The organism is Methanocorpusculum bavaricum DSM 4179 (assembly GCF_000430905.1).
Classification (GTDB): Archaea; Halobacteriota; Methanomicrobia; order Methanomicrobiales; family Methanocorpusculaceae; genus Methanocorpusculum; species Methanocorpusculum parvum.
Genome location: NZ_KE387270.1, coordinates 19,362 through 44,291, shown reverse-complemented (window position 1 = coordinate 44,291; position 24,930 = coordinate 19,362). Strand labels below are relative to the sequence as shown.

Annotated in this window: 28 protein-coding genes; 17 read left to right on the top strand and 11 right to left on the bottom strand. The window is 53.6% G+C overall.

Annotation, left to right across the window (positions count from 1 at the left end; all coding sequences use genetic code 11):
* Positions 1–2: 2 nt before the first annotated feature.
* Positions 3–1,004, bottom strand: coding sequence for a phosphate uptake regulator PhoU (locus H575_RS08060; protein ID WP_042700578.1), 1,002 nt, complete (start codon positions 1,002–1,004; stop codon positions 3–5).
* Between the two features lie 150 nt (positions 1,005–1,154).
* Between H575_RS08060 and H575_RS08055 the strand changes: the two genes are divergently transcribed.
* Genes H575_RS08055 through H575_RS08035 form a run of 5 tightly spaced genes read left to right on the top strand, consistent with a single transcriptional unit; the run spans position 1,155 to position 6,481 of the window.
* A complete protein-coding gene (locus H575_RS08055) occupies positions 1,155–1,991 on the top strand; it encodes a phosphate ABC transporter substrate-binding protein (RefSeq protein ID WP_042700576.1) in 837 nt (278 codons plus the stop codon).
* Positions 1,988–3,871 (top strand): phosphate ABC transporter permease PstA, encoded by a 1,884-nt coding sequence (gene pstA, locus H575_RS08050; protein WP_042700573.1) that lies wholly within the window; start codon positions 1,988–1,990, stop codon positions 3,869–3,871. Before H575_RS08055 ends, pstA begins: the two co-directional genes overlap by 4 nt.
* A gap of 2 nt (positions 3,872–3,873) precedes the next feature.
* Positions 3,874–4,623 (top strand): phosphate ABC transporter ATP-binding protein PstB, encoded by a 750-nt coding sequence (gene pstB / locus H575_RS08045; protein ID WP_042700570.1) that lies wholly within the window; start codon positions 3,874–3,876, stop codon positions 4,621–4,623.
* Positions 4,620–5,276, top strand: coding sequence for a phosphate signaling complex protein PhoU (phoU, locus tag H575_RS08040; RefSeq protein ID WP_042700566.1), 657 nt, complete (start codon positions 4,620–4,622; stop codon positions 5,274–5,276). Before pstB ends, phoU begins: the two co-directional genes overlap by 4 nt.
* A 50-nt stretch (positions 5,277–5,326) precedes the next feature.
* Entirely contained in the window at positions 5,327–6,481 is a 1,155-nt protein-coding gene (locus tag H575_RS08035) for a DUF362 domain-containing protein (protein WP_042700563.1), read from the top strand.
* A 9-nt stretch (positions 6,482–6,490) separates the two neighbouring features.
* On the opposite strand, the gene H575_RS08030 is transcribed toward H575_RS08035, so the two are convergent.
* The 3 genes from H575_RS08030 to H575_RS08020 all read right to left on the bottom strand — a co-directional run bounded on the left by H575_RS08030 (position 6,491) and on the right by H575_RS08020 (position 9,686).
* Entirely contained in the window at positions 6,491–7,414 is a 924-nt protein-coding gene (locus tag H575_RS08030) for a cation diffusion facilitator family transporter (RefSeq protein ID WP_042700560.1), read from the bottom strand.
* Between the two features lie 76 nt (positions 7,415–7,490).
* Positions 7,491–8,831 carry an NADPH-dependent glutamate synthase gene (gltA, locus tag H575_RS08025; RefSeq protein ID WP_042700558.1) on the bottom strand — a complete coding sequence of 447 codons (1,341 nt, stop codon included), beginning with the start codon at positions 8,829–8,831 and terminating at the stop codon, positions 7,491–7,493.
* The gene (locus H575_RS08020) at positions 8,832–9,686 is read right to left on the bottom strand and encodes a sulfide/dihydroorotate dehydrogenase-like FAD/NAD-binding protein (protein ID WP_042700555.1); all 855 of its coding nucleotides are present in this window, start codon (positions 9,684–9,686) and stop codon (positions 8,832–8,834) included.
* A 109-nt stretch (positions 9,687–9,795) separates the two neighbouring features.
* On the opposite strand from H575_RS08020, the gene H575_RS08015 reads away from it, so the two are divergent.
* From H575_RS08015 to H575_RS08000, 4 genes are read left to right on the top strand one after another with little or no spacing between them, the layout of a single operon-like run.
* Positions 9,796–10,257 carry a Holliday junction DNA helicase gene (locus H575_RS08015; RefSeq protein WP_042700553.1) on the top strand — a complete coding sequence of 154 codons (462 nt, stop codon included), beginning with the start codon at positions 9,796–9,798 and terminating at the stop codon, positions 10,255–10,257.
* A 34-nt stretch (positions 10,258–10,291) separates the two neighbouring features.
* Positions 10,292–11,395: a methanogenesis marker 9 domain-containing protein gene (locus H575_RS08010; RefSeq protein WP_042700549.1), complete on the top strand. Its 1,104-nt coding sequence runs from the start codon at positions 10,292–10,294 to the stop codon at positions 11,393–11,395.
* Positions 11,388–12,194 (top strand): triphosphoribosyl-dephospho-CoA synthase, encoded by an 807-nt coding sequence (locus H575_RS08005; RefSeq protein WP_042700547.1) that lies wholly within the window; start codon positions 11,388–11,390, stop codon positions 12,192–12,194. The genes H575_RS08010 and H575_RS08005 overlap by 8 nt, the downstream gene beginning before the upstream one ends.
* Positions 12,182–12,742, top strand: coding sequence for a DUF447 domain-containing protein (locus H575_RS08000; RefSeq protein ID WP_042700544.1), 561 nt, complete (start codon positions 12,182–12,184; stop codon positions 12,740–12,742). The genes H575_RS08005 and H575_RS08000 overlap by 13 nt, the downstream gene beginning before the upstream one ends.
* A 295-nt stretch (positions 12,743–13,037) precedes the next feature.
* Here H575_RS08000 and H575_RS07995 read toward each other — a convergent pair whose 3' ends face one another.
* Both H575_RS07995 and H575_RS07990 read right to left on the bottom strand, forming a co-directional pair.
* Entirely contained in the window at positions 13,038–13,430 is a 393-nt protein-coding gene (locus H575_RS07995; protein ID WP_042700542.1) for a hypothetical protein, read from the bottom strand.
* 209 nt (positions 13,431–13,639) lie between these two features.
* Positions 13,640–13,960, bottom strand: a complete 321-nt coding sequence (locus H575_RS07990; RefSeq protein ID WP_042700540.1) for a nuclear transport factor 2 family protein — start codon at positions 13,958–13,960, stop codon at positions 13,640–13,642.
* Positions 13,961–13,999: 39 nt separating this feature from the next.
* Between H575_RS07990 and H575_RS07985 the strand changes: the two genes are divergently transcribed.
* From H575_RS07985 to H575_RS07975, 3 genes are read left to right on the top strand one after another with little or no spacing between them, the layout of a single operon-like run.
* Positions 14,000–16,030, top strand: a complete 2,031-nt coding sequence (locus H575_RS07985; RefSeq protein WP_042700537.1) for an ATP-dependent DNA helicase — start codon at positions 14,000–14,002, stop codon at positions 16,028–16,030.
* A complete protein-coding gene (locus H575_RS07980; RefSeq protein ID WP_042700535.1) occupies positions 16,011–16,457 on the top strand; it encodes a methylated-DNA--[protein]-cysteine S-methyltransferase in 447 nt (148 codons plus the stop codon). The genes H575_RS07985 and H575_RS07980 overlap by 20 nt, the downstream gene beginning before the upstream one ends.
* Positions 16,458–16,515: 58 nt before the next feature.
* A complete protein-coding gene (locus H575_RS07975; protein WP_052320032.1) occupies positions 16,516–17,505 on the top strand; it encodes an EamA family transporter in 990 nt (329 codons plus the stop codon).
* On the opposite strand, the gene H575_RS09675 is transcribed toward H575_RS07975, so the two are convergent.
* The 5 genes from H575_RS09675 to H575_RS07955 form a co-directional block, all read right to left on the bottom strand.
* Entirely contained in the window at positions 17,498–17,614 is a 117-nt protein-coding gene (locus tag H575_RS09675; RefSeq protein WP_394296164.1) for a zinc-ribbon domain-containing protein, read from the bottom strand. The genes H575_RS07975 and H575_RS09675 overlap by 8 nt on opposite strands.
* 284 nt (positions 17,615–17,898) lie before the next feature.
* Positions 17,899–18,429 (bottom strand): hypothetical protein, encoded by a 531-nt coding sequence (locus H575_RS07970; protein ID WP_042700533.1) that lies wholly within the window; start codon positions 18,427–18,429, stop codon positions 17,899–17,901.
* Positions 18,430–18,478: 49 nt separating this feature from the next.
* The gene (locus tag H575_RS07965; RefSeq protein ID WP_042700530.1) at positions 18,479–19,132 is read right to left on the bottom strand and encodes a Dph6-related ATP pyrophosphatase; all 654 of its coding nucleotides are present in this window, start codon (positions 19,130–19,132) and stop codon (positions 18,479–18,481) included.
* Complete coding sequence (locus H575_RS07960; protein WP_052320031.1) at positions 19,129–19,962, bottom strand: cobyric acid synthase; 834 nt, start codon at positions 19,960–19,962, stop codon at positions 19,129–19,131. Before H575_RS07960 ends, H575_RS07965 begins: the two co-directional genes overlap by 4 nt.
* A 139-nt stretch (positions 19,963–20,101) precedes the next feature.
* Positions 20,102–20,683: an FmdE family protein gene (locus tag H575_RS07955; protein WP_042700527.1), complete on the bottom strand. Its 582-nt coding sequence runs from the start codon at positions 20,681–20,683 to the stop codon at positions 20,102–20,104.
* A gap of 121 nt (positions 20,684–20,804) precedes the next feature.
* Here H575_RS07955 and H575_RS07950 point away from each other — a divergent pair, with 121 nt between their 5' ends.
* The 5 genes from H575_RS07950 to cfbA all read left to right on the top strand — a co-directional run bounded on the left by H575_RS07950 (position 20,805) and on the right by cfbA (position 24,884).
* Positions 20,805–21,935 (top strand): iron ABC transporter substrate-binding protein, encoded by a 1,131-nt coding sequence (locus tag H575_RS07950; protein WP_042700525.1) that lies wholly within the window; start codon positions 20,805–20,807, stop codon positions 21,933–21,935.
* A gap of 25 nt (positions 21,936–21,960) precedes the next feature.
* Positions 21,961–23,031, top strand: coding sequence for a FecCD family ABC transporter permease (locus H575_RS07945; RefSeq protein WP_042700522.1), 1,071 nt, complete (start codon positions 21,961–21,963; stop codon positions 23,029–23,031).
* Positions 23,028–23,909 carry an ABC transporter ATP-binding protein gene (locus H575_RS07940; RefSeq protein WP_211213869.1) on the top strand — a complete coding sequence of 294 codons (882 nt, stop codon included), beginning with the start codon at positions 23,028–23,030 and terminating at the stop codon, positions 23,907–23,909. Before H575_RS07945 ends, H575_RS07940 begins: the two co-directional genes overlap by 4 nt.
* A 34-nt stretch (positions 23,910–23,943) precedes the next feature.
* On the top strand, positions 23,944–24,381 hold the full coding sequence (tsaA, locus tag H575_RS07935) for a tRNA (N6-threonylcarbamoyladenosine(37)-N6)-methyltransferase TrmO (RefSeq protein WP_042700519.1): 438 nt from the start codon (positions 23,944–23,946) through the stop codon (positions 24,379–24,381).
* Between the two features lie 95 nt (positions 24,382–24,476).
* A complete protein-coding gene (cfbA, locus tag H575_RS07930) occupies positions 24,477–24,884 on the top strand; it encodes a sirohydrochlorin nickelochelatase (protein ID WP_042700516.1) in 408 nt (135 codons plus the stop codon).
* Positions 24,885–24,930: the final 46 nt, after the last annotated feature.

The following is a 24,930-nucleotide window of genomic DNA, read 5'->3' as shown; positions in this document are numbered from 1 at the left end:
AATTACTGGGACACCATGCGGTTGATCAGGATCTCGGCGATATCTGAGCTGTACTCCGTGATCCGGTGAAGACTCTGCGTTATCTGGGTCACGGCGACCGCCTCGGGGACCCGCATCTTGCGGATCGAATCAGCAAGGCCGTGATACTTCGGTCCCATCTCCTCGACTTCGGTGATGATCTTATTTGCTCCGGGAATACTGCCCGAGTAGATGGCCTGGATGCTTTTATTGAAGATATCGAGTGAAAACTCACTGAGTTCCGTCAGCTTCACAACCAGCATACGGTCGACCCCTTTGTCGATGAGGATCTCTGCCGCTTCGGCGATCAGGACCGTGTGATCGCCGACACGTTCGATTATCCTTGAGATCTGGTAATAGGTCGCGGCGATCGCGGGAGTGATCCCCATCTTCAGAGAAAGGGACGGATTTTCCACGATCAGGGAAAACTGCCGATGGACCAGCCAGTGAAGACGGTCGACATCCGTGTCTCTGGCGACGACGTCTTCGGCGAGATCGCGTCTTCCCTGCTCGAGGGCGTTGAGGGCGTCCTCATGCATGCCTTTGACGATCACATACATCCGGCGGATGGTGTTTTCAAACGGCATCTCCGTCGGATTGAGGATATCTTTGAGAACGATACTGTTGTCCGTCTCCTCGGAGACCTCCTGGCCGATCGTCATCTGAGTGAACTTGCGAACGACCATCCGGACTTTAGGCGGGATCCTGCCGGCGGATGTTATCTTTATCGTTGTGTATCCGGCGATGTATGCGCCGATCAATGAGCGCAGAAGCGTTGTCGGGTCGGGATAATCCTTGAGTCCGAACTCTTTTGTCCGGGCAGTGCTGTCATTGTGCAGATTCGGGGTGATCAGAAGCGTCCCGTCGGCCTGGGACACCACGCCGAGTGGATCGTTTTTCTGAATATTTCTCTCACGTATCCACGCTTTCGGGAGAGACAGCACATATGATGACCCGCCGGTCATCTGGACTTTCCGGATTTCCATTCATTACATATTCACCTGCCCGGTATTTAATCTCTGTGAAAAACTATAGAGATATCATAGTCCGATAGAAATCATGGGGGGATATAGTCACATCATGATTTACTCAATCTATGTCGAATATCACTATATCTGCCAATCTTCAATCCGATTATGGTTATGAAAAGAAAAACCATGAGTATTGTTGGAGCCGCAGCCCTTCTTTTTGCTGTGTTCCTTGTATTTGCTTCCGGCTGTGTGAGCCAGGGAGAAGAACCGGCGACCATCACTATCGCCGGATCAACGACCGTCCTGCCGGTTGCCCAGATCGTTGCCGATGTCTATATGGATGAGCACACGACGGCCGACATCCAGATCAGCGGTGGCGGATCAGGCGTCGGCGTGACCGCTGCAAAGGAAGGAACTGCTGACATCGGCATGCTGTCACGCGATCTGAAGTCCTCGGAAAAAGAGGGAAGCAGCCTGAAAGAGTATGTTATCGGGAGAGACGGTATTGCGGTTATCGCCCACCCGTCAAACACCGTCTCAGACCTGACAACAGCACAGATCAAAGACATCTATCAGGGGAAGATCACCAACTGGAAAGAGGTCGGCGGCAAGGATCTTTCGATCGTTCTGATCGGCCGCGACAGTGCTTCGGGCACCCGCGAGTTCTTCACCGAGTTCGTGCTGAAAAAGGAGGATGCGGCAAAGACGATGCAGGAGTACAGCTCCAACGGCGCTGTGCAGAAGGCAGTCGCCCAGACCCCGGGCGCGATCGGCTATGTCTCCCTGGAATATGTCGATCAGACGGTAAAAGCCTTCTCGATCTCTGGCGTGCAGGCAACGGTCGATAACGTGATCAACGGCAGTTATACGATTAACCGCCCGCTTCTGATGATCACGAACGGTGAACCGGACGGACTTGCAAAGAAGTTCCTTTCATTCATCCTATCGCCCGAAGGTCAGAAGATCATCGCAGACAACGGATTTGTTCCTGTAACCGTATGACCGCACAGCTGACAACGGGATGGAGAGAGAAAGGTATCCGGTCAGTATGGCTGGCAGCCGCTCTGGTCGCCGCCTCTTCGGTGGTGTTCATTCTCGGATACCTTATCCTGACCTCACTCCCGATTTTTTTTGAAACAGGTTTTGCCGGATTTTTCTTCAGCACCAACTGGAACCCGACCGGGAGCACTCCTTCGTTTGGGATCGCCGCTCTTCTGATCGACACCCTGCTTGTCACCTTTGGCGCGATGCTTTTTGCCGTCCCGCTTGGTCTGACGGCGGCGGTGTTTCTTGCGTATCTGGCGCCGCAAAAACTCCGCGATATCGTCAAGCCGGCAATAGAACTGCTTGCCGGGATCCCGTCTGTGGTGTACGGATTTTTCGGGATGATCGTTCTGTGCAGTTTTCTTCAGCAGACCCTGGATATGCCGAGCGGTTTTTCCTGGCTGGCTGCCTCGATCCTTCTCGGCATCATGGCGCTTCCGACGATCGTCTCGGTCTCGGAGGATGCTCTTTTTGCGGTCCCGAAGGATTATAACGAGGCGTCCTTAGGTCTCGGGGCGACCCGGTGGCAGACCATCTCCCGCGTGCTTGTTCCGGCGGCGGCGTCCGGCATATCGGCGGCGGTGATCCTCGGTATGGGCCGGGCGATCGGCGAAACGATGGCCGTGATGATGGTCGCAGGAAATGCGGCGGTTATCCCGTCCCCGATCTGGGACGTCCTCTCCCCGGTCCGAACGCTGACCGCGACCCTTGGTATAGAACTCGCTGAGGTCGCGTCCGGGTCGATGCATTATTATGCCCTCTTCGGGGTCGCCGCGGTCCTGCTCGCGATCACTCTGGGGGTGAACCTGATATCGGTCTGGATCACAAAACGGATCAAAACCGGCAGACCGCTGGTTTCGATGCCGGCAGCGGCCCGGCGGATCCTGATAATATGCGGCATGCTGATCGCCTTCACCGCAGGTATCGTGATCCTCGGGATCGGCCCGATCCTTCTCGTGGCCGCGGTATTCGCCGGTTTTTTCCTTCTGCGGGGCCGTGTGTCCCATAAAGTTACGGAACGTGCGGCGTTTGGCGTTATCTATGCAGGAACGGCGCTTGTTGTCGGCACGCTGATCATCATTCTCGCGGACATCTTCATACACGGCCTTCCGGCGATATCCTGGGAGTTTCTGACAACTGCCCCCCGGGATCTCGGCCGCGAGGGCGGGATCTTCCCGGCGATCGTCGGGACCCTTCAGCTTGTCGGCGGCGCGATCCTTCTCGCCCTGCCGGTCGGGATCGGGGCCGCGGTCTATCTGAACGAGTATTCGGCTGATACGTTCCTGACCCGGCTTTTGCGGACAGGAAATGATCTGCTCGCCGGCACGCCTTCGATCGTGTTCGGCGTCTTCGGGTTTGCCTTCCTCGTGATCTTCCTTGGATGGGGGGTCTGTCTCCTTGCCGGTATGATCTGTCTTGCCCTGATGATTCTGCCGACGATCATCAAAACGACCGAAGAAGCGCTCAGGTCCGTTTCCCCCTCGCTTCGTGAGGCATCGTTCGGTCTTGGGGCGACCAGGTGGCAGACGATAAAAAACGTCGTCCTTCCTTCCGCTGCGCCCGGTATTCTGACCGGCACGATCCTTTCGATCGGGAGGGCCGCCGGAGAGACCGCCCCGATCATGTTCACCGCGGTGGTCTTCTCCAAACGGTTCATCAGCCCGGACCTCTTTGAGCCGGTGATGTCGCTTCCTTTCCATCTGTATGTTCTCTCGACCAGCGTGCCGGGAGCACAGACCCAGCAGTATGGTACGGCGGTCGTTCTCATCTGCCTGGTCCTGCTGATCTATCTCGGCGCGATCATTCTGCGCACGCACTTTCGAAATAAACTGACCTGACCATGACACCTATCTTATCAACCAGAAACCTGAACCTCTCCTACGGAGCGAAACAGGTCCTCTACGACATCGATCTGCCGTTCGAGGAAAAATCCGTTACCGCGCTGATCGGCCCGTCCGGGTGCGGAAAGTCGACCCTTCTCCGGTGTATGAACCGGATGAACGATCTGATCGCCGACTGCAAAGTCACGGGCGAGATCCTCTACCGCGGTGAGGAGATCATGAAAAGCGATCCTGTCCTTCTGCGCCGCAAGATCGGCATGGTCTTCCAGCGGCCGAACCCGTTTCCAAAATCCATCTACGACAACATCGCCTACGGTCCGCGTGCTCACGGAACGAAGGATGCAAAAACCCTCGACAATATCGTCGAGAACAGTCTCAAAGGAGCGGTCCTTTGGGATGAGGTGAAGGACCGTCTGCACGAATCGGCTCTCGGCCTCTCCGGCGGTCAGCAGCAGAGACTCTGCATCGCCCGGACGCTGGCCGTGAATCCTGACGTGATCCTGATGGATGAGCCGTGTTCGGCTCTCGATCCGATTGCCACGACCAAGATCGAGAATCTGATCATGGACCTCAAAAAGAAGTACACGGTGATCATCGTGACCCACAACATGCAGCAGGCTGCCCGGATCAGCGATACGACCGGGTTCATGTACCTTGGAAAACTGATCGAGACCGGAACGACCGGAACAATCTTTTCCAATCCGAAAGAGGAACTGACCGAACGCTACATCACCGGGAGGTTTGGATGAACGACTACTTCCACCTCGAACTCGATGCCTATAAAAATGAGGTGAACTGGTATGGGCGTTTTTCGCTTGCTTTGCTGAAAAATTCCCTTATGGCGTTTGAGTCGACGGATCTGATGATCGCCGCGGATATCATCCGGCAAAAGGAGTATGTGAACAATCAGTATGAGATCCTGAATGAACGGGGCATCCTTTTGATAGCGCTGAACCAGCCGATGGCAAAGGATCTGCGCACGATCTCGAGCTGCATGGACATCGTGACCTCGTCAGAGCGGATCGGCCGCTACGCAAAGGACATCACCGAACTTGTCGTTGCGAGCCGGCCGGCAGATATCCCGCCAGCCCTTCACAGAGAAGGCGAAGCCGCGGTCTCGATTTTGAATACGGTGTATACTGCGTTCGAGTCGGGGGATGTTTCACTTCTTCACGGATGTGTGAAGATCGAGGAGGAGATCGATACGCTGTATGCCTCTCTCTATAAAGAGATCGTCGCGGCGATGGAATCTGGCCGGATGACGATCCCGTTTGGGAGCGCCTGCCATATGGTGAACCGGTATCTGGAACGCTGCGGGGATCATGCCTGCAGGATGGCGGAGAAGGTGTATTATCTGCAGACCGGAAAAAGGGTGCCTCTCGAAGAGATCAGTGAGCTTTGACCTCATTGAATACTCTTTTCCCGGCTGCCGTGTAATAGAGTTGATAAGCCATGAACCAGATAACCGGATCTGCACAATGCAGTTCATATGACCGGGAAGAGGTATGCCGGGCAGTGGAAAGGGCAGTTGAAGCAGCCGGCGGACTCCCGGACCTTGCAGGAAAAAAGGTCCTGCTCAAACCTAATCTCCTCTCGGATGCGGGATACGAAAAAGCGGTGAGTACGCATCCTGAGGTCGTCTTTGCGGTCGGAAAACTGATCATCGACGCGGGCGGCATCCTTATGATCGCGGACAGTCCCGGGGCAGGAATATTATATACGCCCCGCGTGATGAAACGCGTGTATCAGAAATGCGGGATCACGCAGGTGGCCGGCGATCTCGGGGTCGTGATGGACCCAGAGACCGGATCAAAGGATCGTTCCTATCCGGAAGGGAAGGTGATGAAGCATTTCACGGTCATCGATCCTGCGTGCGAGGCGGATGTCATAATCTCGGTCTGCAAACTGAAGACCCATATCTTCACCAGATTTACCGGTGCGGTCAAGAATACCTTCGGGGTGGTGCCGGGTCTCGACAAACCGGTGTTCCATTCCCGGTTTCCCGATCCTGCGGATTTTTCCGAGATGCTGGTGGACTTAAACGAACTGATCAAACCTGATTTTGTTGTGATGGACGCGGTTTTCGGGATGGAAGGGAATGGGCCGATGGGCGGCGAGCCAAGGAGGGTCGGCTATATTCTTGCTTCAAAGTCGGTGTACGCTCTTGATGTCACCGCTCAGAAATTGATCTCTATGGATCCTCTGCGGATCCAGACGACCGCCGCGGCCGCCGCCCGCGGTCTTGTGGATCCGGCCCGCGTCGTAACGGCCGGGGACCTGGTGATTCCCCTGACCGATTTTGTTTTGCCGTCGACGTACACCGCTCCTTCCAGGAACACCTGGTTTAGAAGAAACGTTCTGCGCCGGTTCCAGACGATGGGGAAGTATTATGCTCCGGCGCCTGTTGTAAAAAAGGATATATGCGTCGGCTGCGGCCAGTGCGTGAGGATCTGTCCGGTCGGGGCGGCAGTGATGAAAGACCGGAAAGCGGGCTTCGATCATAGTAAATGCATACGGTGTTACTGCTGCCATGAGATGTGCCAGTATCACGCGATCGAGATGAAAAGAAGTGCGGCAGGAAGATTCCTGCATATGTTTCTGCGGTGAACCGGGGTCTCACGTTTTTCTGCGGCAGAAGAACGTGCATGTCTCCTGATTACACCGGCCGTCGCAGGGGTCAAGGTGCACGATCACGGTGATCCGGGGTATCTCTGCTTTGAGTTCATCCTCGACCTCCTGTAAAACTTTGTGGGCTTGTGAAAGCGGGGTCGCATGCGGCATCATGAGATGGAACTCGATAAATTTGTCGGGTCCGGCCTTTCGTGTTTTGAGACTGTGATAATTGGTATAGGCGTTCTGATGCCTGCAGATGATCTCACAGATTTTTTCCATCTCTTTTTCATCCAGGCTTTCATCCATCAGATCACCAAACGACCGTCTGATGAGGGAGGCCGCCTCCCGCAGGATCAGGAGGGCGACAATGATGGCGATGACCGAGTCAAGGAAGGTGAGTCCGGTTATTTGTATCAGGATAAGTCCGGCAAGGACCCCGGCCGAGGTGAACACATCGGTCCGCAGATGCCAGGCATCGCTTTCAAGCGCGATGGAATCCGTCTCTTTGGCGACTTTCATGAGTTTTTGCGACACGAAGAGGTTCATGCAGGCGGAGATCCCCATCACGATCATACCGATGAAGAGCAGGTCCGCAGACAAGGTATCCCCTCCGTGGATCAGTTTGTTCACCGCTTCCCAGATGATGATCCCGGCGGCAAGGACGATGAGCAGTGCTTCGATGAGGCCGGATGCGTCTTCATATTTTCCGTGACCGAACGCGTGATCGGTGTCCGGAGGCATTGCGGATCTTCTGACAGAGAAGTAGGCGATAAAGGAGGCGGCCAGGTCCATCCCCGAATGGATGGCCTCGGAGATTATACTGACCGAGCCGATACTAAGGCCGGTGATCAGCTTCGCTATCGTGAGAAAGGCGTTTGAGAATATCGAAAGGCGCGCAACGTTTTGTTTGGCGGTATTTTCTGACAAGACTGCAGTATTACTGTTGAACTGAAGTACCCAAAAGGTATTCGCCTGCCATGCCCAGAAAAAAGGAGTATTTTGGTTATTTTTTCAGCATATGGTCTATCGCGACCGCAGCTTCTTTCGCAGTCCCCATCGCGAGGATCACGGTGGCCGCTCCTGTCGCGACATCCCCGCCGGCGTAGACTTTCTGGATGCTCGTTTCCCCAAGACAGTTCACGGCGACACTGCCGTTCCTGTTTCTGGTAAGTTCGGGCAGCATCCGGAGGAGAAGCGGGTTTGGTCCCTGACCGATCGCCTCGATCACGACATCCGCTTCGACCGCAAACTCGCTTCCTTCGATCGGGTAGAAGGAACACCGTCCGTCGTCTCCGGCCGTGCCGAGTTCCATCTTGATGGCTTTGACACCCGAGACGGCATTGTTCTCGCCAAGGATCGCGATCGGATTCGTCGCCGTCATGAAGAATACACCCTCCTCCTTTGCGTGACGAACTTCATCGAGTCTTGCCGGCATATCGGCTTCGCCTCTGCGGTACATCAGCGTCACATCAGCGCCCATACGCCGGGCGACACGTGCCGCATCCATCGCGACGTTCCCGCCGCCGATGACCACGACCTTTTTGCCGACTTTTACCGGCGTATCGTTTTCAGGGAACTTGTTTGCACCCATCAGATTCACGCGGGTCAGGAACTCGTTTGCCGAGTATACGCCGGGCAGATTTTCTCCCGGGATGGACATGAAGTACGGGAGACCCGCGCCCGTTCCAAGGAACACGGCATTAAAGCCGAGAAGCTCCTCGACCGAGACCGAACGGCCGACGATATGATTCGTTTTGATCTCGACACCGAGTTTTTTGACTTGATCGATCTCGTACTGAACGATGTCTTTAGGCATACGGAATGCGGGGATACCGTACATCAGCACGCCTCCCGCCTCATGCAGGGACTCGAAGACCGTGACCGAATGACCGCGGCGTGCAAGCTCGGCGGCGCAGGCAAGACCCGCCGGTCCCGATCCGACGACCGCCACCTTTTTGCCGGTAGCCGGAGCACACTTCGGGCACTTCGCTCCCTTCTTTCGCTCGAAGTCGGCGACGAACCGCTCGAGCTGGCCGATCGAGATCGGCAGATCCTTCTTGCCGAGGATACACTCGCCCTGACACTGGGTCTCCTGCGGGCAGACGCGTCCGCAGACGGCCGGGAGCATATTGTCTTTCTTAATGATATCCGCTGCGTCCTGGAATTTTTCATCAGCGATCGCCTGGATGAATGCCGGGATATCGATCCCGACCGGACATCCGCTGATGCATCTGGGTTTTTTACACTGGATACACCGTTTTGCCTCGTCAATGACCTCTTCTCTGGACAGTCCGAGATCCACTTCATTGAAGTCGGTGATCCTGAGGTTTGGATTTCGGTCCATTTACTCCACCTTCCTGCAGCGGCAGACGTGATGTTCCTCATGATACTCCATCGACTGCTTCTCCTCTGAGAGGTACATCCTCTGTCTGGTCATCAGATCGTTCCAGTCGACTTCGTGCGCATCGAACTCGGGTCCGTCAACGCAGGCGAACTTCATCTCGCCGCCGACGGTGACCCTGCAGCTCCCGCACATTCCTGTCCCGTCCACCATCACCGGGTTTAAGGAGACATAGGTCCTGATGCCGAAATGACGTGTCACTTCGCTTGTGACCTTCATCATCATGCCGGGACCGATGATCCAGACCTTGTCGATCTTTCTTCCGGATTCGCACAACTCCTTTAAGGGTCCGCTCGCAAATCCTTTGATCCCGTACGAGCCGTCATCCGTCGTTACATAGAGTTCATTGCAGATCGCCCGCATGTCATCCTCGAAGATGAGAAGATCGCGGTTTCTCGCGCCGATTATGCCGATGACATAGTTTCCTGCGTCTTTTGCCGCCTGCGCAAGGATCGGGGTGCATGCGACACCGACCCCTCCGCCGACGATGACCACGGTCTCGGGTCCTTCGGCGATATCGCTCGGCATCCCAAGGGGGCCGGCGACATCGCGAAGTTCATCGCCCGTTTTCAGGGTTGCAAGCAGTTTCGTCGTCGTTCCGACAGCCATGAAAGCGATCCTGATATTGTCTCCGTTTGTTCCGGAGATCGTCAAAGGAACCCGTTCCCCGGCTCCATCGGCGTGGATGATACAGAACTGGCCGGCCTTTGCATGGCGTGCGACCTGAGGTGCATGGATCCACATCTCGAATACGGCCTCAGATAAGGCTCGTGCCTGAACAATCGTGTAATTTCCCATAATATGTTCCTTTGAGATATGTGATTGTACATTTGCTCTGACAGACATTAATAATGACGTTTATCCGGTCGCCAGATTCATCACTCTTGAGTACAAAATCATACATCAGATGAGTAACGACTTTGAGCGGGAGATGGTCGTCTGCATGAACCGGTTCTTCACCGAAAACAAAAAGAAGGGGTTTGCCTACCGGCTCAAACAGTCTCACTTCAACACCCAGTATGTGGATATCATCGTCGATTCGCTGGATCCTGTGTATTATCTTGCGATCGAGTGCAAATCCCTGAACGGAAAACGGCTCTACTTCACCAGCAATTTTCACAAAGATAAGGACGGCGTGCATCAGGTCGACAACATCTCCGGATTCGTGAAGTACACCGGCAGGCGCGGGTTTTTAGCCGTCGAGTTCCGGGGTCAGGGTTCAAAGAACGAGGCATATCTTATGCCTTGGACGACGGTGCTCGAGTTTTTCGAGACATCCGCCGGGATATCGATCGAAGATTTTCGAAGATGCATCCCGCTTGAACGCGTGTCGGGAGGCTACCGTTTGCCCTGCCTCAATCCATTATAGTAATTAGGAGTGAAAACCATATAATATAGAATTCATGACGGCAGCATCAAGATTCATATCAATAAACGGCAGACCTGTCAAAACCCCGATCGTACTCGCGTCTATGGCAGGGATAACCGACTCAGAGTATGTGCTTGCCCGCAGTAAACATGCCGGTGTCGCCTTTATCGGCGGATACAATACAGATGAACCCAGCAGAAATGCATCGGCTGAAATGGAGGCGGCAGGCCGGACGGAGTTCGATGCCGGTTTCGATGAAATAGCGACCGAGATCGATATTTTAGACGGGGCGGATATCATTCTCGGTCTCAACCTGAGGGGGGCGACGCCGGAAGCATTCGTTGCCGCGGCGAAACGGTTCGGCTCTTCGGTCATATACGAGATCGATGCCCACTGCCGTCAGCAGCCGATGATCGATGCGGGATGCGGGGAGTATCTTCTTCACAATCCTGAAAAGCTGTGTGCGATCGTTTCAGCCCTTGCCGCCGAGGGGGTGACCGTTTCGGTGAAGACCCGGGCGGGTGTCGCGGATGACCGAGAACTTGCAAAAAAGCTCTGGAAAGCCGGCGCAACGATCCTGCATGTCGATCTGATGGATACGGGACACACCAAGATCCGGCAGATTCGAAACAGCTGTCCTTTGATCCTCATCGCAAACAACAGTGTCACGAGTCCTGATAAGATGATGGACTACTTCGCTCACGGTGCGGATCTCGTGTCGGTCGCCCGAAGCGCGAGCGTCAGTGTCCTGCAGACCCTGGATAGATATATCCGGGCAGTCGCTGAAGAGATCGGCTGGTATAATGCGCCAAAACAGCTATGCCGGGGCGGCGATCTCCGCTCTCTTGCATTCTGCTGCATGCCGGTGAAACAGTGTCCTCTCCTGCCTTCCCTCGAGTCGCTAGGGATGAGCCGTGAGGGGTATCTGAATCTGAAAAAGGAACTGACGGCCGGGACCCCTCTTTCGCAAGGAAGCCATACCTGTTTTGGCAGTCTTGCCTACTGCTGCAAATCCTCGACGCCCTGTATGTTCCGGGATATGACGCTGAAGTCGATCGATCTCCCGATGAATGAGTATATGGCTCTGAAACGCACGCTTTCAGAGAAGATCGTGAAGAAGATCTTTGAAGATGTCTAAGCTTTCTCTGGCTGAAACTGCTGAGCTTTCGATGCTCCTTGAGGTGAGCGCCAGTATCAAACCGGGAAATATCGACCGGTTCCATGATTATGAGGACACGAAGTTCCGGCATTTTCTGGCATCCGCAGTGCTCGCCCGCGGTGTTTTTGAACGAGTTCCGCAGATGACGCTTGGCGAGGCGATGTATGCGGCAGTCGTTCACACGAACGGTCATGCGGGAGGGAACACCCATTTCGGGGCGTTCATCCTTCTTCTTCCGCTGATCAAAGGCAATGGTATCGCCGGGGCGTGTGAGGCCGTGAAACAGACAACGGTCGAAGACGCCGTGCTTTTTTATCAGGCTTTCGGCAGGACCCAGGTCCGGATGAACAAGGAGGATGAAATGGATGTGAACGATCCCGCCTCTATCGCGATGCTTCGGGAGAAACAGATGACGATGTATGATGTGATGGCGTATTCGAGCGGGACCGATATGGTGGCCCGCGAATGGACGAACGGGTTTTCACTGACCCGGAAAGCCGCTGATATCCTAAAGGAAAAGGACGGGGCCGATTCGATCCAGGATATGTTTCTGCGTCTGATGGCCGCACATCCCGATACGTTCATCGCGAAGAAGTTCGGGTATGCCAGGGCCGTTTCAGTGATGGAACGGGCACAGACGGTTCGTGCCGGCGGACTTTCGCTGAGCAGTTTCGATGAGGAGTGCATAAGGGGAGGTGTGAATCCGGGATCCCTTGCGGATATCTGTATTGCCGGGATCTTCACCGCGCTTCTGGAGGGGTGGCAATGGGACTGTTAGGCGAAGGGATCACTGAGGTGATCGCGGTCACGAAAGATAATGCGGCGCCGATCGGGATCATCGTCAGAGCAGGTCAGTATCCGAAGATGATCCTGTATAAGGGGTCAAAGACCGCGGAGAACGTGGCGAAGTACGGCTGGGTGACCGCAAACTTTGTGAGCGACTCCTATCTGTATCCGCTGTATGCATTTTCCGATGTGGCAAAACCGGATCTCCGGAAGGTGTTTGTCGGCGGAACGGTGATGCAGCTTCTCTGTGATGCGGATGCCTGGATGGCATTTACCGCCGAGGTGGTGAATGAGACGAAGGAGGCATTGTTTGTCGAACTTGAACCGGTGGGGTCAGAGTACTGCCGTGATCAGCTCCGGCCGGTGAACAGGGGGTTCAATTCAGTGATCGATGCAACGGTCCATGCCACAAGGTATGTGATGGATCATGATCCAAAACTGCGTGAACTGATTGAGTATCATCTGGGGATCGTGCGGAAATGCGGGGGAGCAAGGGACCAGGAAGCGGCGGCGCTGATCAGGGATGTATGCGGGCTGTAGGGATAGCGGGGACCTTTAGGTCCCTCAGCTGAGGCGGGGTGAACCGCAAGGTTCGGCCTTAGCGGAGCAAGTTTTCGAAGGAAACTTGCGACTAAACCGAAGGTTTGCGATTGCGGGTATCACACGAGCTTCACGAAAAAAAGGGGGCGAAAGGATTTGTCGGCTGAAAGTGAGATTTTGGAAGGATTTTGCTGGGTGCGGAAGCATGAGAAAGCCAACCGCGAATAAACCCACACTAACTCCGTACACGAAATCGAAGTGCCTATCATAAGTACCTCAGTTTTTTCATTTGAGATCATGCCGCCGTCTTCACTGCATGCGAAAGACGGATCCCGGCAACGCCCAAAACGATCACAAGCAGATCATAGAGAATCAGCATGCCAAGCACAAGATACCAGATCGGCCCTTCCGCAGGAATGGCGCCGGAAGCAAGCCTGCTCAGAACCGCCGTCAGCTGACTTGCAAAAAGAAGCACGAAAGCTGCGCCTCCAAGCGCCGCCACCAGGATCCTCATCCTCTGCGTGACCAATGACCCGATAAGGAGCAGGATCCATCCTGCCAGAACAAGGAAAAACAGCTCGGCCGGCATAAAATAATCCATCAGCAGCCTCCCGGCTGATAATGTTCCGATAAAAGCGGTCACGATCATCAGACCGATCGGGATCCACAGTAAAACCGTACCGGTCACTGCACATATCAATCCGGCTCTCTGACGGCCCGCCCCCCAGTTGCAAATCAAAGATTTGCTCGCAAGTCTGACGACTTGCTCGGCTGAGGGCGAGCCTGTCGCCTCACCCCGCCTCCGCTGAGGTCGGTCGCGTTTCGCGTCCAACCCGCTTTCTCTCATGATCCAGCATAGCGCGATATCAATATTAATAGTATGGATTGAGGACTTTTTCACGCGATATGCAGAAGAACAAGCTCCCAGGCATGTCCCGTTCCCCGCAGGACCGCCGAGAACCGGCCGGGTTTTCCGTCAGAAGTACACTCGCCCGACACCCAGGCGATCACGCCCTCCCCCTTCACCTCAGACCGTTCGAACACAAGAGGCTTAAGAGAAAACTGCTCGCGTCCGCGTTGTTCGATACCTGGTGCAAACAGGACCGCATCCGGCGCGATGATCTTTTCCGACCCGGCAAAACTCCCCTGCCGGGCACACGTCTCCACTTTTTTGAGAAGCGTAAGTATCTGATCTTTGGTCTGGGTCGAAAGAGGCATACTTAATAGATATGGGTCCAGACAAATAATACATTACTCATGGCAGACACCGCTGATTTTTTTCCCTACCAGACCTACCGGAAAAACCAAAAGGAAATGCTCGAAGAGGTTGAAAAAACCGCCGAACAAAACGGCGTCCTCCTGATCGACGCACCGACCGGCAGCGGAAAATCCAGCGTCATTGCAAGCCTTCTCGCGAAAGCCAACGGACGAAAGATCCTCATCGCCGTCCGGACTATCTCGCAGCTCCAGATCTTTATCCGTGAACTCGATCTCATCAGACAAAAAAAGCAGCCGACCCTGAAATTCGTCTACCTGATCGGCAAAGGAAACATGTGTCCCCTCGGGGGATTCGGCGATGTCTACCGGAGATGCGAAGGAGTCAAAGCATTCACCTCATCTCTTATGCAGCAGAGGGCCGACCGCGGCTCCTTCGACCCCGCGACCGACAAAGTGATCCTCGACCAGATCAGAAAACAGGACCGGGAACACCCCCTTATCTGCCCCTACTTCGTCAACAGCCGGGTCTTCATCCAAAGCGAAGAAGGCGGCCGCCGGATGATCCCCTCGCCCGAACTCAGGCGGAAATCCGAGATCGCCCAGAAGCAGATCGTCCGCCCGAATGAACTTCTGAGTTTTGCCGGAAAGGTCTGCCCTTACGACCTCATGCTCTCAGCGGCCAAAGGGGCCGATGTTATCATCTGCAACTACTATCACCTCTTCAACGATGATATCAGGGAACAGCTCTACGTCAATCTCCAGTGCGAGGAGCACAACGTCATGCTCCTCTTAGATGAAGCCCACAACTTAGGCGACGTCATCCAGACGATCCAGAGCATCAGGATAAGGGACACCGACATCGAAGCCGCGGCAAACGAGATCGCTTCGCTTCGGGACAAGGTCCGCGGCTCCGAGGCGATCCGCCATATCCTCCCCAGGATCGCCGAATTCATCGACGGACTTCAGCGATCGAACGAGGCCGAAGACTGGTTCGACCCCCAGATCTTCAACCGGTTCATCATCAAAGGTTCCCTTTACGAAAAACCCGAGGCGATGCTGGAAGACATCATTTCCATCAAAGAGGCCATGCGCGAACGCGGCATCGAGCGGGGCGACTACCGCGAGTCGGCGATCGAAAAACTCTGCGAGTTTCTGATTCGGCTCTACCGCTCCTCGACCGACCCGGCATTTCTGACGGTCTACACCAAAGACACCGAGGTCATCACGCTCGAAGTCCGAAACATCGACCCTGCCGACAGACTTCAGGAGCTCGTCTCCAAACATGCAGCGACCGTTTTGATCAGCGGAACGCTCTCCCCGGTCGGTTCATACAAAAAATATTACTTCGGCAGTATGCCGGTGAAGACCCTGTCGCTCGCAAACTCATTTCCCAAAGAGAACCGGATGGTTCTTGGGACAAGGGACATCACGACTGCATTTTCCAAACGGCAGAACGCTGAAAACACGCAGGCTATTCAGGAATACATCCTTGCCTTTGCCAAACTTCCGGGAAACATCGCGATATACTTCCCCTCCTATCAGCTCCAGAGCCGGTTTGCCGAGGCATGCGTCTCCAGGATCAGAAACAAACAGGTGTTCATCGAGCCGCGTGAATCGGATGAGGCGAACGAAGCTCTCAAAGAGTTCATCTCCCTGCCGGGAAAACACAAATCCGGTGTACTTTTCGCCGTCTGCGGCGGAAAATGGAGCGAAGGACTGGATTACCGGGGAGATCAACTGACCGCGGCAATGGTCATCGGGCTCCCGCTCGCTCCGTTCACGCCGGTCAGGCGGATGGTCAACAGTTATTACCGGCGCAAGTTCGGAGCGGAAGGCGAGTTCATCGCCTACACGCTTCCCGCGATCAACAAATCGATGCAGGCTCTCGGGCGGGTGCTTCGAACCGAGACCGACCGGGGCGTTCTGATCCTCGGGGACCAGAGATTCCTGGAAGGCGAGATCTTCGGCGGTCTTTCTCCCTGGATGCAGGCCGAACTGAAAGAGTGTGATGTGGATACGGTGAAAAGCAAGCTTGCAAAGTGGGGAAGTGATGCTTCAGGGCGCATGTAGTTTTGGACTCTGGAAGGTCGCGGTCGATTATGACGGTCAGGCGGTCCACCGGGTCAGATTCGTCCGCACAGCGCCGGAGGGTCAAGTCCCGGTCCAGTTCACCTTGTTCCTTGCGGGAAAAGGGACCGGTTTTTCCCCGCTGATCTCATCCGCGGTGTCAGGCGACAGCGTCTATTCGAAGATCTACCGTGCCGTATCAGAGATCCCGTACGGTGAAACACGAAGTTACGGCGAGATCGCCAAAGCGGCCGGGACGCATCCCCGTGTTGTTGGAAACGCCATGGCGCGAAATCCTACGCCGCTAATCGTGCCGTGTCATCGTGTCATCGCAGCCGACGGAAGTCCCGGCGGATTCTCCCCTGATCCGGAGATCAAAATATCCCTCTTACAGCTCGAAAAAAACATGCTGAAGCGGGGTTTTTCATAAGATTTTTTGCTCCTCTGCCGGCTTAAAATAGATGGAACGCAAATAATAAGGGACAGAAATGGACCTTCGTTTGCTCATATTCCCCCTCCTTGTTTTTCTCGGCGGATGCTGCTACGGGCCTTCATCGCCCGTGATAAAACTTGCATATGCTGCCGGTTTTTCATGGCAGGATCTGGTTATGAGCCAGTACTTTTACGGGTGGCTAATCCTTTCCGTTATTATAGCCGGCTTTTATCTGTTTCGCCGCGTGAAAAATCAGCCTCTCCCCAAAACGGGTGATCCAAGACCGCTCTTTCGCCGCATTCCCGGCGTGTTCCTTGCCGGAGCCTGTATCGGTCTTGTTACGGTGACCTACTGTCTTTCTCTCCAGACCGTGCCGGCGTACATCTCCGTCATTCTCCTCTTCCAGTTCACCTGGATGGGGGTTCTGATCCAGGCGGTCACCGAGAGGAGACTCCCTCAGCCGAAGATAGTCATCTCCGTCATCCTTCTCGTCATCGGAACGTTCCTGGCTGCAGGTTTTGCCGGACTGGAAGGACCGCTTGATCCGGCCGGTGTGATATTCGGGCTTCTCTCCGCCCTTCTCTACGCATTATATATGTTCCTGCTCGGCAGGGTCGAGATCGGGATGCATCCCCTGAACAGAAGTTTTCTTATCATCAGTTCCTCGCTTGTCATGATGATGTTTCTCTTTACACCACGGTATTTCACGGAAGGAATATTCGCTTCCGGGATCTGGCAGTATGGGGTCATCCTGGGGTCGATCGGATGTGTTGTGCCGATGTTTTTGTTTGCGATCGCCGCACCGAGGATCCCGACCGGAATGACCACGATCCTCAGTTCATCGGAATTGCCGGCTTCTATCATCTGTGCGGTCATTATTCTTGGCGAATCGGTTTCCTGGATCCAGTATGCAGGAATACTTCTGCTGTTCATCGGTATCGCCTATCCTCAGTATCACCCGCTCACCTGGCAGAAACATATGCGGAAAGGAGCGGGTATGCACGTATTTCTGCATCCCCATATCCGTCTAAAAAAGATCAGGTAAGTTTCGCACCGCAGGAACTGCAGAACTTGGTTCCTTCGGTGTATTTTGTACCGCAGTTTTTACAAAAACCATCCCCGCAGGCAGCAGATCCGTCTGCCGGGGTTTTCAGCCCGCTGAGTTCAGCCCTCTTTGCGGCAGTTTCCTCCTCCAGTCCTGCAAGTTCGGTTCCAATATCCCCAAACTTTTCTAAACCTTCGGACTCGACTGCCAGCTTTCCAATACTGGCATAGATGTCGTTCTGCTTCTTCTACAGCTGGCTGATCTCCGTCTGAAGCTGGCTGATCCTCATTGACTTCTTTACTTCATCAGCGCCGATTTTGGCACTGGTTTTCAGGCTGTCGATAAATGCACCCATATTCATCTCCTATTGCGCGAGGCGGGATATATGCATATCTATCGCAGAACCGTCTCGGCAAGGATCTCGTCCTCGATGAAACGCTGATCCCCGTTTCGTTCAGCTTCGACCATCTCCTCCAGAGATTCGCCCGCTTCCCAGTCCTCGTCCTGTTCCCAACACAGCCAGCCGGCGGCCTTGCGGCTTGGTCCTCTCTCCATCGGGCGGGTTTTGGTCATCCGATCGACCATATCCCTGACAGACGAAAAATATTCCGGTGAACAGAAGAGCACGATCTTCGTCTGTCTGTTTCCAAAAACGGTTATCTGCCGATCACCCGGTATCACCTCAGTGACCTTTTCCCAGAGAAGAGCCTGCCTGCCTTGTATCCGGGCGAGATAATCGGTCCCTTTCACTTTGTTTTTTCCGGCCCGAAATCCCCATAACTGGGCGGTCTTCCCGCTCTTTTTCGATCTCTTCTCGGTTTTTGCAAAAATACCGAGGTCATTCATGACATAATCGACCGCAGTGTACCATGAGCCGGTCTCGGGCGGGAGTTCAATACTCCAAACAAGTGTATCCATATGCATACATGGACCCCTGAAAAAAATAATAGTTGGTTATTGTGATCCGGCCGGATCAAAGAGATTTTGGCGTGACGCTGATAACAGAGGTGTTGCCGAGATCCAGTATCTCGCCGCAGACGTAGGGAACCGGCATCCGAAAGATCGGGCCCCCAACGGTGACGGTATGATACTCGCCGTTTTCACCGCAGACATCGATCCCCTTCTCCTTCATGAATGCGACCATCTCATGATCCAGAACTTTTCCGAGGATCTCTTTTGGAAGATCAGCATTCCGGACACACTTTATCACGCACTGATACCCAAGATCGATGAGTTCTTTCGTATTTTCCTCTCTGTTTCGATGCCAGAGCGGGTAATAGGGAATAAGTCCTGCGGCCTTGCATCTCGCCATGCCCCATTCCATGTGTTCTTCGATGTCAATGTCCCCGAAGACACAGAGTTCGGCTCCGAGCTGTTTTGCACGGCGGAGTCCTTCTTCGAGTTCCAGATGGTACTCCTCTCCCCCTGATTCGCATGTGATCAGCGGGATCTCAAGCGAGGCCGAGATCTGTTCAAGCAGACCAAGATCGACTCCGTGGAACCAGGAGAGTTTTTCGTCCCTGTTCACCATGACGAGCAGTCCGACCGGCGTATGCCCGGCGGCGATCATTTTGTGAAGTGAAAGGGTGCTGTCCTTTCCGCAGCTGTATGATATAACGAACTTCATGTATTTTCCTCCAGTATTTTATACACCGCATCCATGTCGAGCGCTTTGCGGAGAGCATCGGCGAGCAGATCCAGCTGATGTTCACGGTACGCTTTGTTTTCAAGCAGGCTGTCGTCACGGGGTATCGGTCCCGGGATATCCTCTTCCTGCAGATGGATGTCGAGTTTTGGGACAACGCCGAGGACCGGGACCCCGGTCAGATCGGTGAGACGCGACGGCCCGGTCCCAAGATGCTTCGGGTCGCCGGAGAGCCGGTTGATAACAAAACCGCGGACGAGTTTTTTCGCCGCGTCGTCGAAGAGACCAAATGTCCCGTAAAGCGAAGCAAACACTCCGCCGCGTTCGATGTCGCCGACGATGACGACCGGAGCGCTGACTTTTTTCGCAAAACCCATGTTGGCGATGTCACGGTCCATGAGGTTGAGTTCGGCAGCGGCTCCCGCCCCTTCGATGATGATGATATCATACTCTTTCTCCAGACTTTGGAATGCGGAAAGCACTTCAGGCATGAGCTTGGTCATGCTGCCGTATTCCGTGATCCCGGGAACCGGTTTTCCTCTGATACAGACCTCGGTCCCTGATCCGCACGGTTTGACGAGGACAGGGTTCATCCGTCCGTCAGGTTCGATCCCTGCCGCTTCAGCCTGGACCGCCTGGCCGATCCCGATTTTGTCCCCGGATTTTGTGACATATGCCGCTGAAGCGAGGTTCTGCGGTTTGAATGGGGCGACACGGTGCCCGTCCTGAGCGAGGATCCGGCAAAGACCGGCTGTCAGGGTGGTTTTTCCCACATTGGACATGGTTCCCTGTATCATAAGTTTTTTTGCCATTTCCGTCTCCTTTTAAATCTTCGGCGATTTGATACAAATTATGTTGCTTTACTACTAAATAATTTTATGAGTTGCGTGCGCGAATCATGATTACGGGCGGCCTATGGCTGCACTCCGCAAAAAAAGATGAGGTGGTGTTTTACCTTCTCAAACAGGGGATACAGACCGGTTTTCCGTCGATGACGGGGGCAAGTCCCTCGGCGACCTGTTCGCCGCAGACGGAACAGATCACATTATTATAGATCCTTGCGCGGCCCGGGAGAAGTTCGACCGCCTCTTTTACGGTGAATAATTTCTCCGCCGGCGTGGCGAGGATCGTGTCGATCCATTCATGAGAGAGGGCATGGTATTGTTCATCTTCTTCATGGGTCGCCTTTCCGGAGAATACCTTTTGACGAAGTTCCGTCATCTTTGGATCTTCATTCCTGGATTCAGGGTTGGCGACCAGACGGATCGAGGTGTCATTGTCGCGCCGATAAAAGGAGAAGGCATTCTTTCCCCAGTTGTTGATAAACAGATTGCCTTTTCCTGCAGTGCAGCCGAGAACCACCTGGATCGCGTCGACCGTGCAGGAATCCGTTTCCGTGATACAGACTACTTCTTCGTCTTCGGAGAAGGAGAGTCCGAGTTTTTCGACGGCAAGTTCGCAGGCTTTGTATCCCAGGGCAAGTCCCCCGCAGGTATGTCCGTGGAATTCCACTGCATCATCAAAACTTTTCATAAATAGTATAGAGGTTATATGGGATAATAAATCATACGAAATTGAAGTGTTTGTGCTAATAAGACCTATGAAATAGAAATACATAATATGTAGTATGACGTAATTGAAAAATGATAATACTATGAAAAAACTGTCTGCTCTACTTTTAGTCTTTGTTATTGCTCTGGCCTGTATGTCTGCAGGCTGCGTAACCTCTCCGGAGGAATCGGGAGACGGTACGATCACCATCACCGATTCTTCCGGCCGTGTTGTGATCGTGCCTGATGATCCGCAGCGGATCGCTGTCAGCGGCTCGGGTTCATCCCGCTACTTTGCTTATCTTAATGTGACTGACCGGATGATCGCAATCGATTATCAGGACAGCAATTTTCTTGCTTCTACCGGGGAATCCCGTCCTTACATGATCGCCAATCCTACAATCAAAGAGCTCCCGGTTCTTGGGACCGCCAAAGGCGTTGTTGACGCCGAGCGGCTTTTATCTGCTGATCCTGATGTTTTGTTTATGGCAGGATACAGCGACACCGTTATCCAGTCCGCAAATGAGATCCAGGAAAAGACCGGTATCCCGGTCGTTTTGTTCTACTCGGGAGATTATGTTACGAACGGTGATAAAGTAGCTCAATCGTTGCGAATGATCGGAAAGATCCTCCATGCAGAACCCCGGGCCGAAGCAGTGATCAAATACTTCGACGATACCCGTGCGGATCTCGAAAGCCGGACTGCCGGCGTCTCGGATGCTGATAAACCGATCGTGTATGTCGGCGGCATCTCCTACAGCGGAGCCCACGGGATCGACGGGACTGACCCAACCTATTATCCGTTCACCGTTCTTCATGCAAAGAATGCCGCCTCCGGCGTCAACACGGCAACGAGCACCGGATATGCGGCAGTATCTAAGGAACAGATCCTTGCCTGGGATCCGGCCATCATCTTTGTCGATCTGAACACGATGTCGGCTGCCGGCGGCGGCGGGATCTCTGAACTGCAGAACGATCCGTCCTATCAGGAACTGACAGCGGTCAGGACAGGGGAAGTCTATGCGGTCAATCCTCACACCTCAATGGGTACGAACCACGAAACGAGTATGGCAAATGCCTACTACATAGGAACGATCCTCTATCCCGGTCGATTTGCGGATATCGATCCTGCAGCAAAGGCAGATGAGATCTACACCTTCATCGACGGCGCTCCTGTCTATGAGCAGCTGAAGGCGAATATGAACGGTCTCTCGTATCAAAGATTGGCGCAGTGATCCTCATTCATAGGCTGTGATTATAATGAGTGAAAAAATCGTCAGATCTGCTGAAAACTATCAGAAATATGTTGGAAAAAAAGTCTTCATCGTTCTTATCGGGGTCGTTATGACCGCAGTCATGTTTCTGATCTCGGTGTCGGTCGGCGCTGTCAGTATCCCGATCCCGGATATCATCGTGACCATATTCGGCGGAGCGGGAACAAGCCTTTATGAACGGATCATCTGGAACATCCGGATCCCCCAGGCGCTGACTGCGATCATAGCGGGAGCGGGTTTGGCGATCGCTGGCGTAACTATGCAGTCTGTTTTGCGTAATCCGCTCGCATCCCCCTTCACGCTCGGCCTTTCCAATGCGGCCGCATTCGGTGCGGCGGTCGGCATCCTTCTCTTCGGAGCCGGAACGACAGGAAGCAGCATCGCCGACGCGGTAGTTATAAACAACCCGTATCTGACAACATTATCGGCGTTTGTTTTTTCCATTCTGACCACCGTGATCATCCTCTTCATAGCCAAGATCCGCGGGGCTACCCCTGAGACGATGGTTCTTGCGGGCGTGGCGATCAGTTCTCTGTTCACTGCAGGCCTGATGGCGATACAGTATTTTGTTGATGATACGCGCCTTGCCTCCATCGTTTTCTGGCAGTTTGGGGATGTATCGCGTGCCAGCTGGTTTGAACTCGGCCTGATTTCTCTGATCGTTCTGATCTGTGCGGTGTATATCTTTTACAAACGCTGGGATTACAATGCGATCGATGCAGGAGAAGAAACGGCCAAAGGATTGGGCGTTAATGTAGGACGCACCAGACTGATCGGCATGATCGCCGCATCCCTGATCAGTGCGGTCATTGTGTCCTTTCTCGGCATTATCGGATTTGTCGGCCTGGTCTGTCCGCACATGATGCGCAGGATCGTCGGAGATGATCACCGGTTTCTGATCCCGGCAAGTATCGTCTGCGGTTCTCTTCTCCTTCTGGTCTCAGACACGGTTGCCCGGACGATGATCGCTCCGCATGTCCTCCCGGTTGCGGTCTTGACTTCATTTTTAGGCGCTCCTGTATTCATCTATCTTATTATCAGGGGGAGGCGGATGTGACCGGGGATCATTTAGACGAAGAGCTTCACAACCATCCCCACAGCCATGGGGATGGTGTGATCCATACCCACCCTCACTCCCATGAACATGCTCACGAACATCACAATGGCGGCAACGGGACCGCGATCCTGACCGTAAACGGTGTTGATTTTGAGTACCGCACCTCGAAAGTTCTGGAAAAAATTGATGTCGGTGTGGCTCAGGGTGAGATCCTCGCTATCCTCGGTCCAAACGGTGTTGGAAAATCCACACTGCTCAAATGCATGAATATGATCCTTAGACCAAAGACCGGCACGATCATGATCGATGAACATGATCTGGCAAAAATGTCAGGCTCCGAGATCGCCAAAAAAGCAGGATACGTTGCCCAGAGAAATGAGGCGGCCCGTATGACCGTTTTTGATTCCGTTCTTCTGGGAAGAAAACCCCACATCGGTTGGAAGATAACCGAACATGATTACGAACTTGTGTATGATGCGCTTGAAAAGTTCGGGCTTTCTGAGATGCAGCTCAGATATATCGATGAAATCTCTGGCGGCGAACTGCAGAGGGTCTGTCTCTGCCGTGCTATCGTTCAGGAACCCTCCGTTCTTCTGCTCGATGAACCGACCAGCGCTCTCGATCTTTCCCGGCAGATGGAGATCCTAAAGCTTATTCGTCATGTGGTCGACCGTCACAACTGTGCTACGATCATGACCATGCATGATCTCAACCTTGCTTTGCGGTTTGCAGACCGGTTCGTTTTCATGAAAAACGGAGAAATCTATGCGTCATGCGATAAATACGGCGTGACCCCGCAGATAATTGAGGATGTGTACGGGATAAAAGTCGAAGTCATCCTGCATAACGAACTGCCTATTGTGGTGCCATGTGAATAAAGATGATCATCTCTGCAGACAAACAGGAGATTCAATGACGCAAGAGTATGTGTGCAGACCTATCGGCACGGTGGTCTCATCGTTCAAGGAGCGAAGTTCCCCTCCGTTTACGGAAAGAGACACGGACCTTATCAGCAAAATTATCATAGATCCAACGTATATTCAGGGTCTTGAAGGACTTTCTGCCGGAAAAGAGATGTTTGTTCTTTGCTGGTTTGACCGGTCCGACCGCAGTGTTCTGCGTGTCCACCCGCGCGGTGACAGGAAAAATCCTCTCACTGGGGTGTTCAACACCCGGTCGCCGGACCGTCCAAACCCGGTGTCCCTGACTCTAGTCACCCTCGAGGAGATACAGGAAAATATCCTCACCGTACGCGGTCTGGATGCTCTGGATAATACGCCGGTCATCGATATCAAGCCCTGTTCAACAAAGTCTCTCGAAGAAAAATATCCCTGCGGGACAGAGACATGAACGTTTTTCATCATGCTGATTCCAGGCCCGTCTCAGGTCAGACTATCTGGATATAAATCCAATTTATTTTATAGTGTGTATGTCATAAATTAATTATGAGCAAACAAGGTTTACTTCTGATAGGTCATGGAAGCAGACTCAACTACAATAAAGAACTTGTCACCGCCACAGCGGAACTCATCGGTGAAAAAACCGACGAGTATCTTCTTCGGTCCTGTTTTATGGAAAACAGCAGCCCGAATGTTGTTGAAGGGCTCGATTTTATGAAAAAAGAGGATCTCGATCTTCTTGTTGTCGTTCCGCTTTTCCTTGCAAAAGGCGTGCATGTTCTGCATGACATCCCGGAACTTCTTGGTTTGAAAACCGGGGAACGCCGCGGAAGTTTCACTCTTGAGAATGGGAAAGAGATCCCTCTCGTGTATGCCGATCCGATAGGCAAAGACCCTCTTCTTGCAGATATGATGCTCAATAACGCGAGAGCTGCGATATCTGCCCACCTCTGATTTCACACACCTATTTTTTTTTGACGGATCCTGCTTCCAATAATTA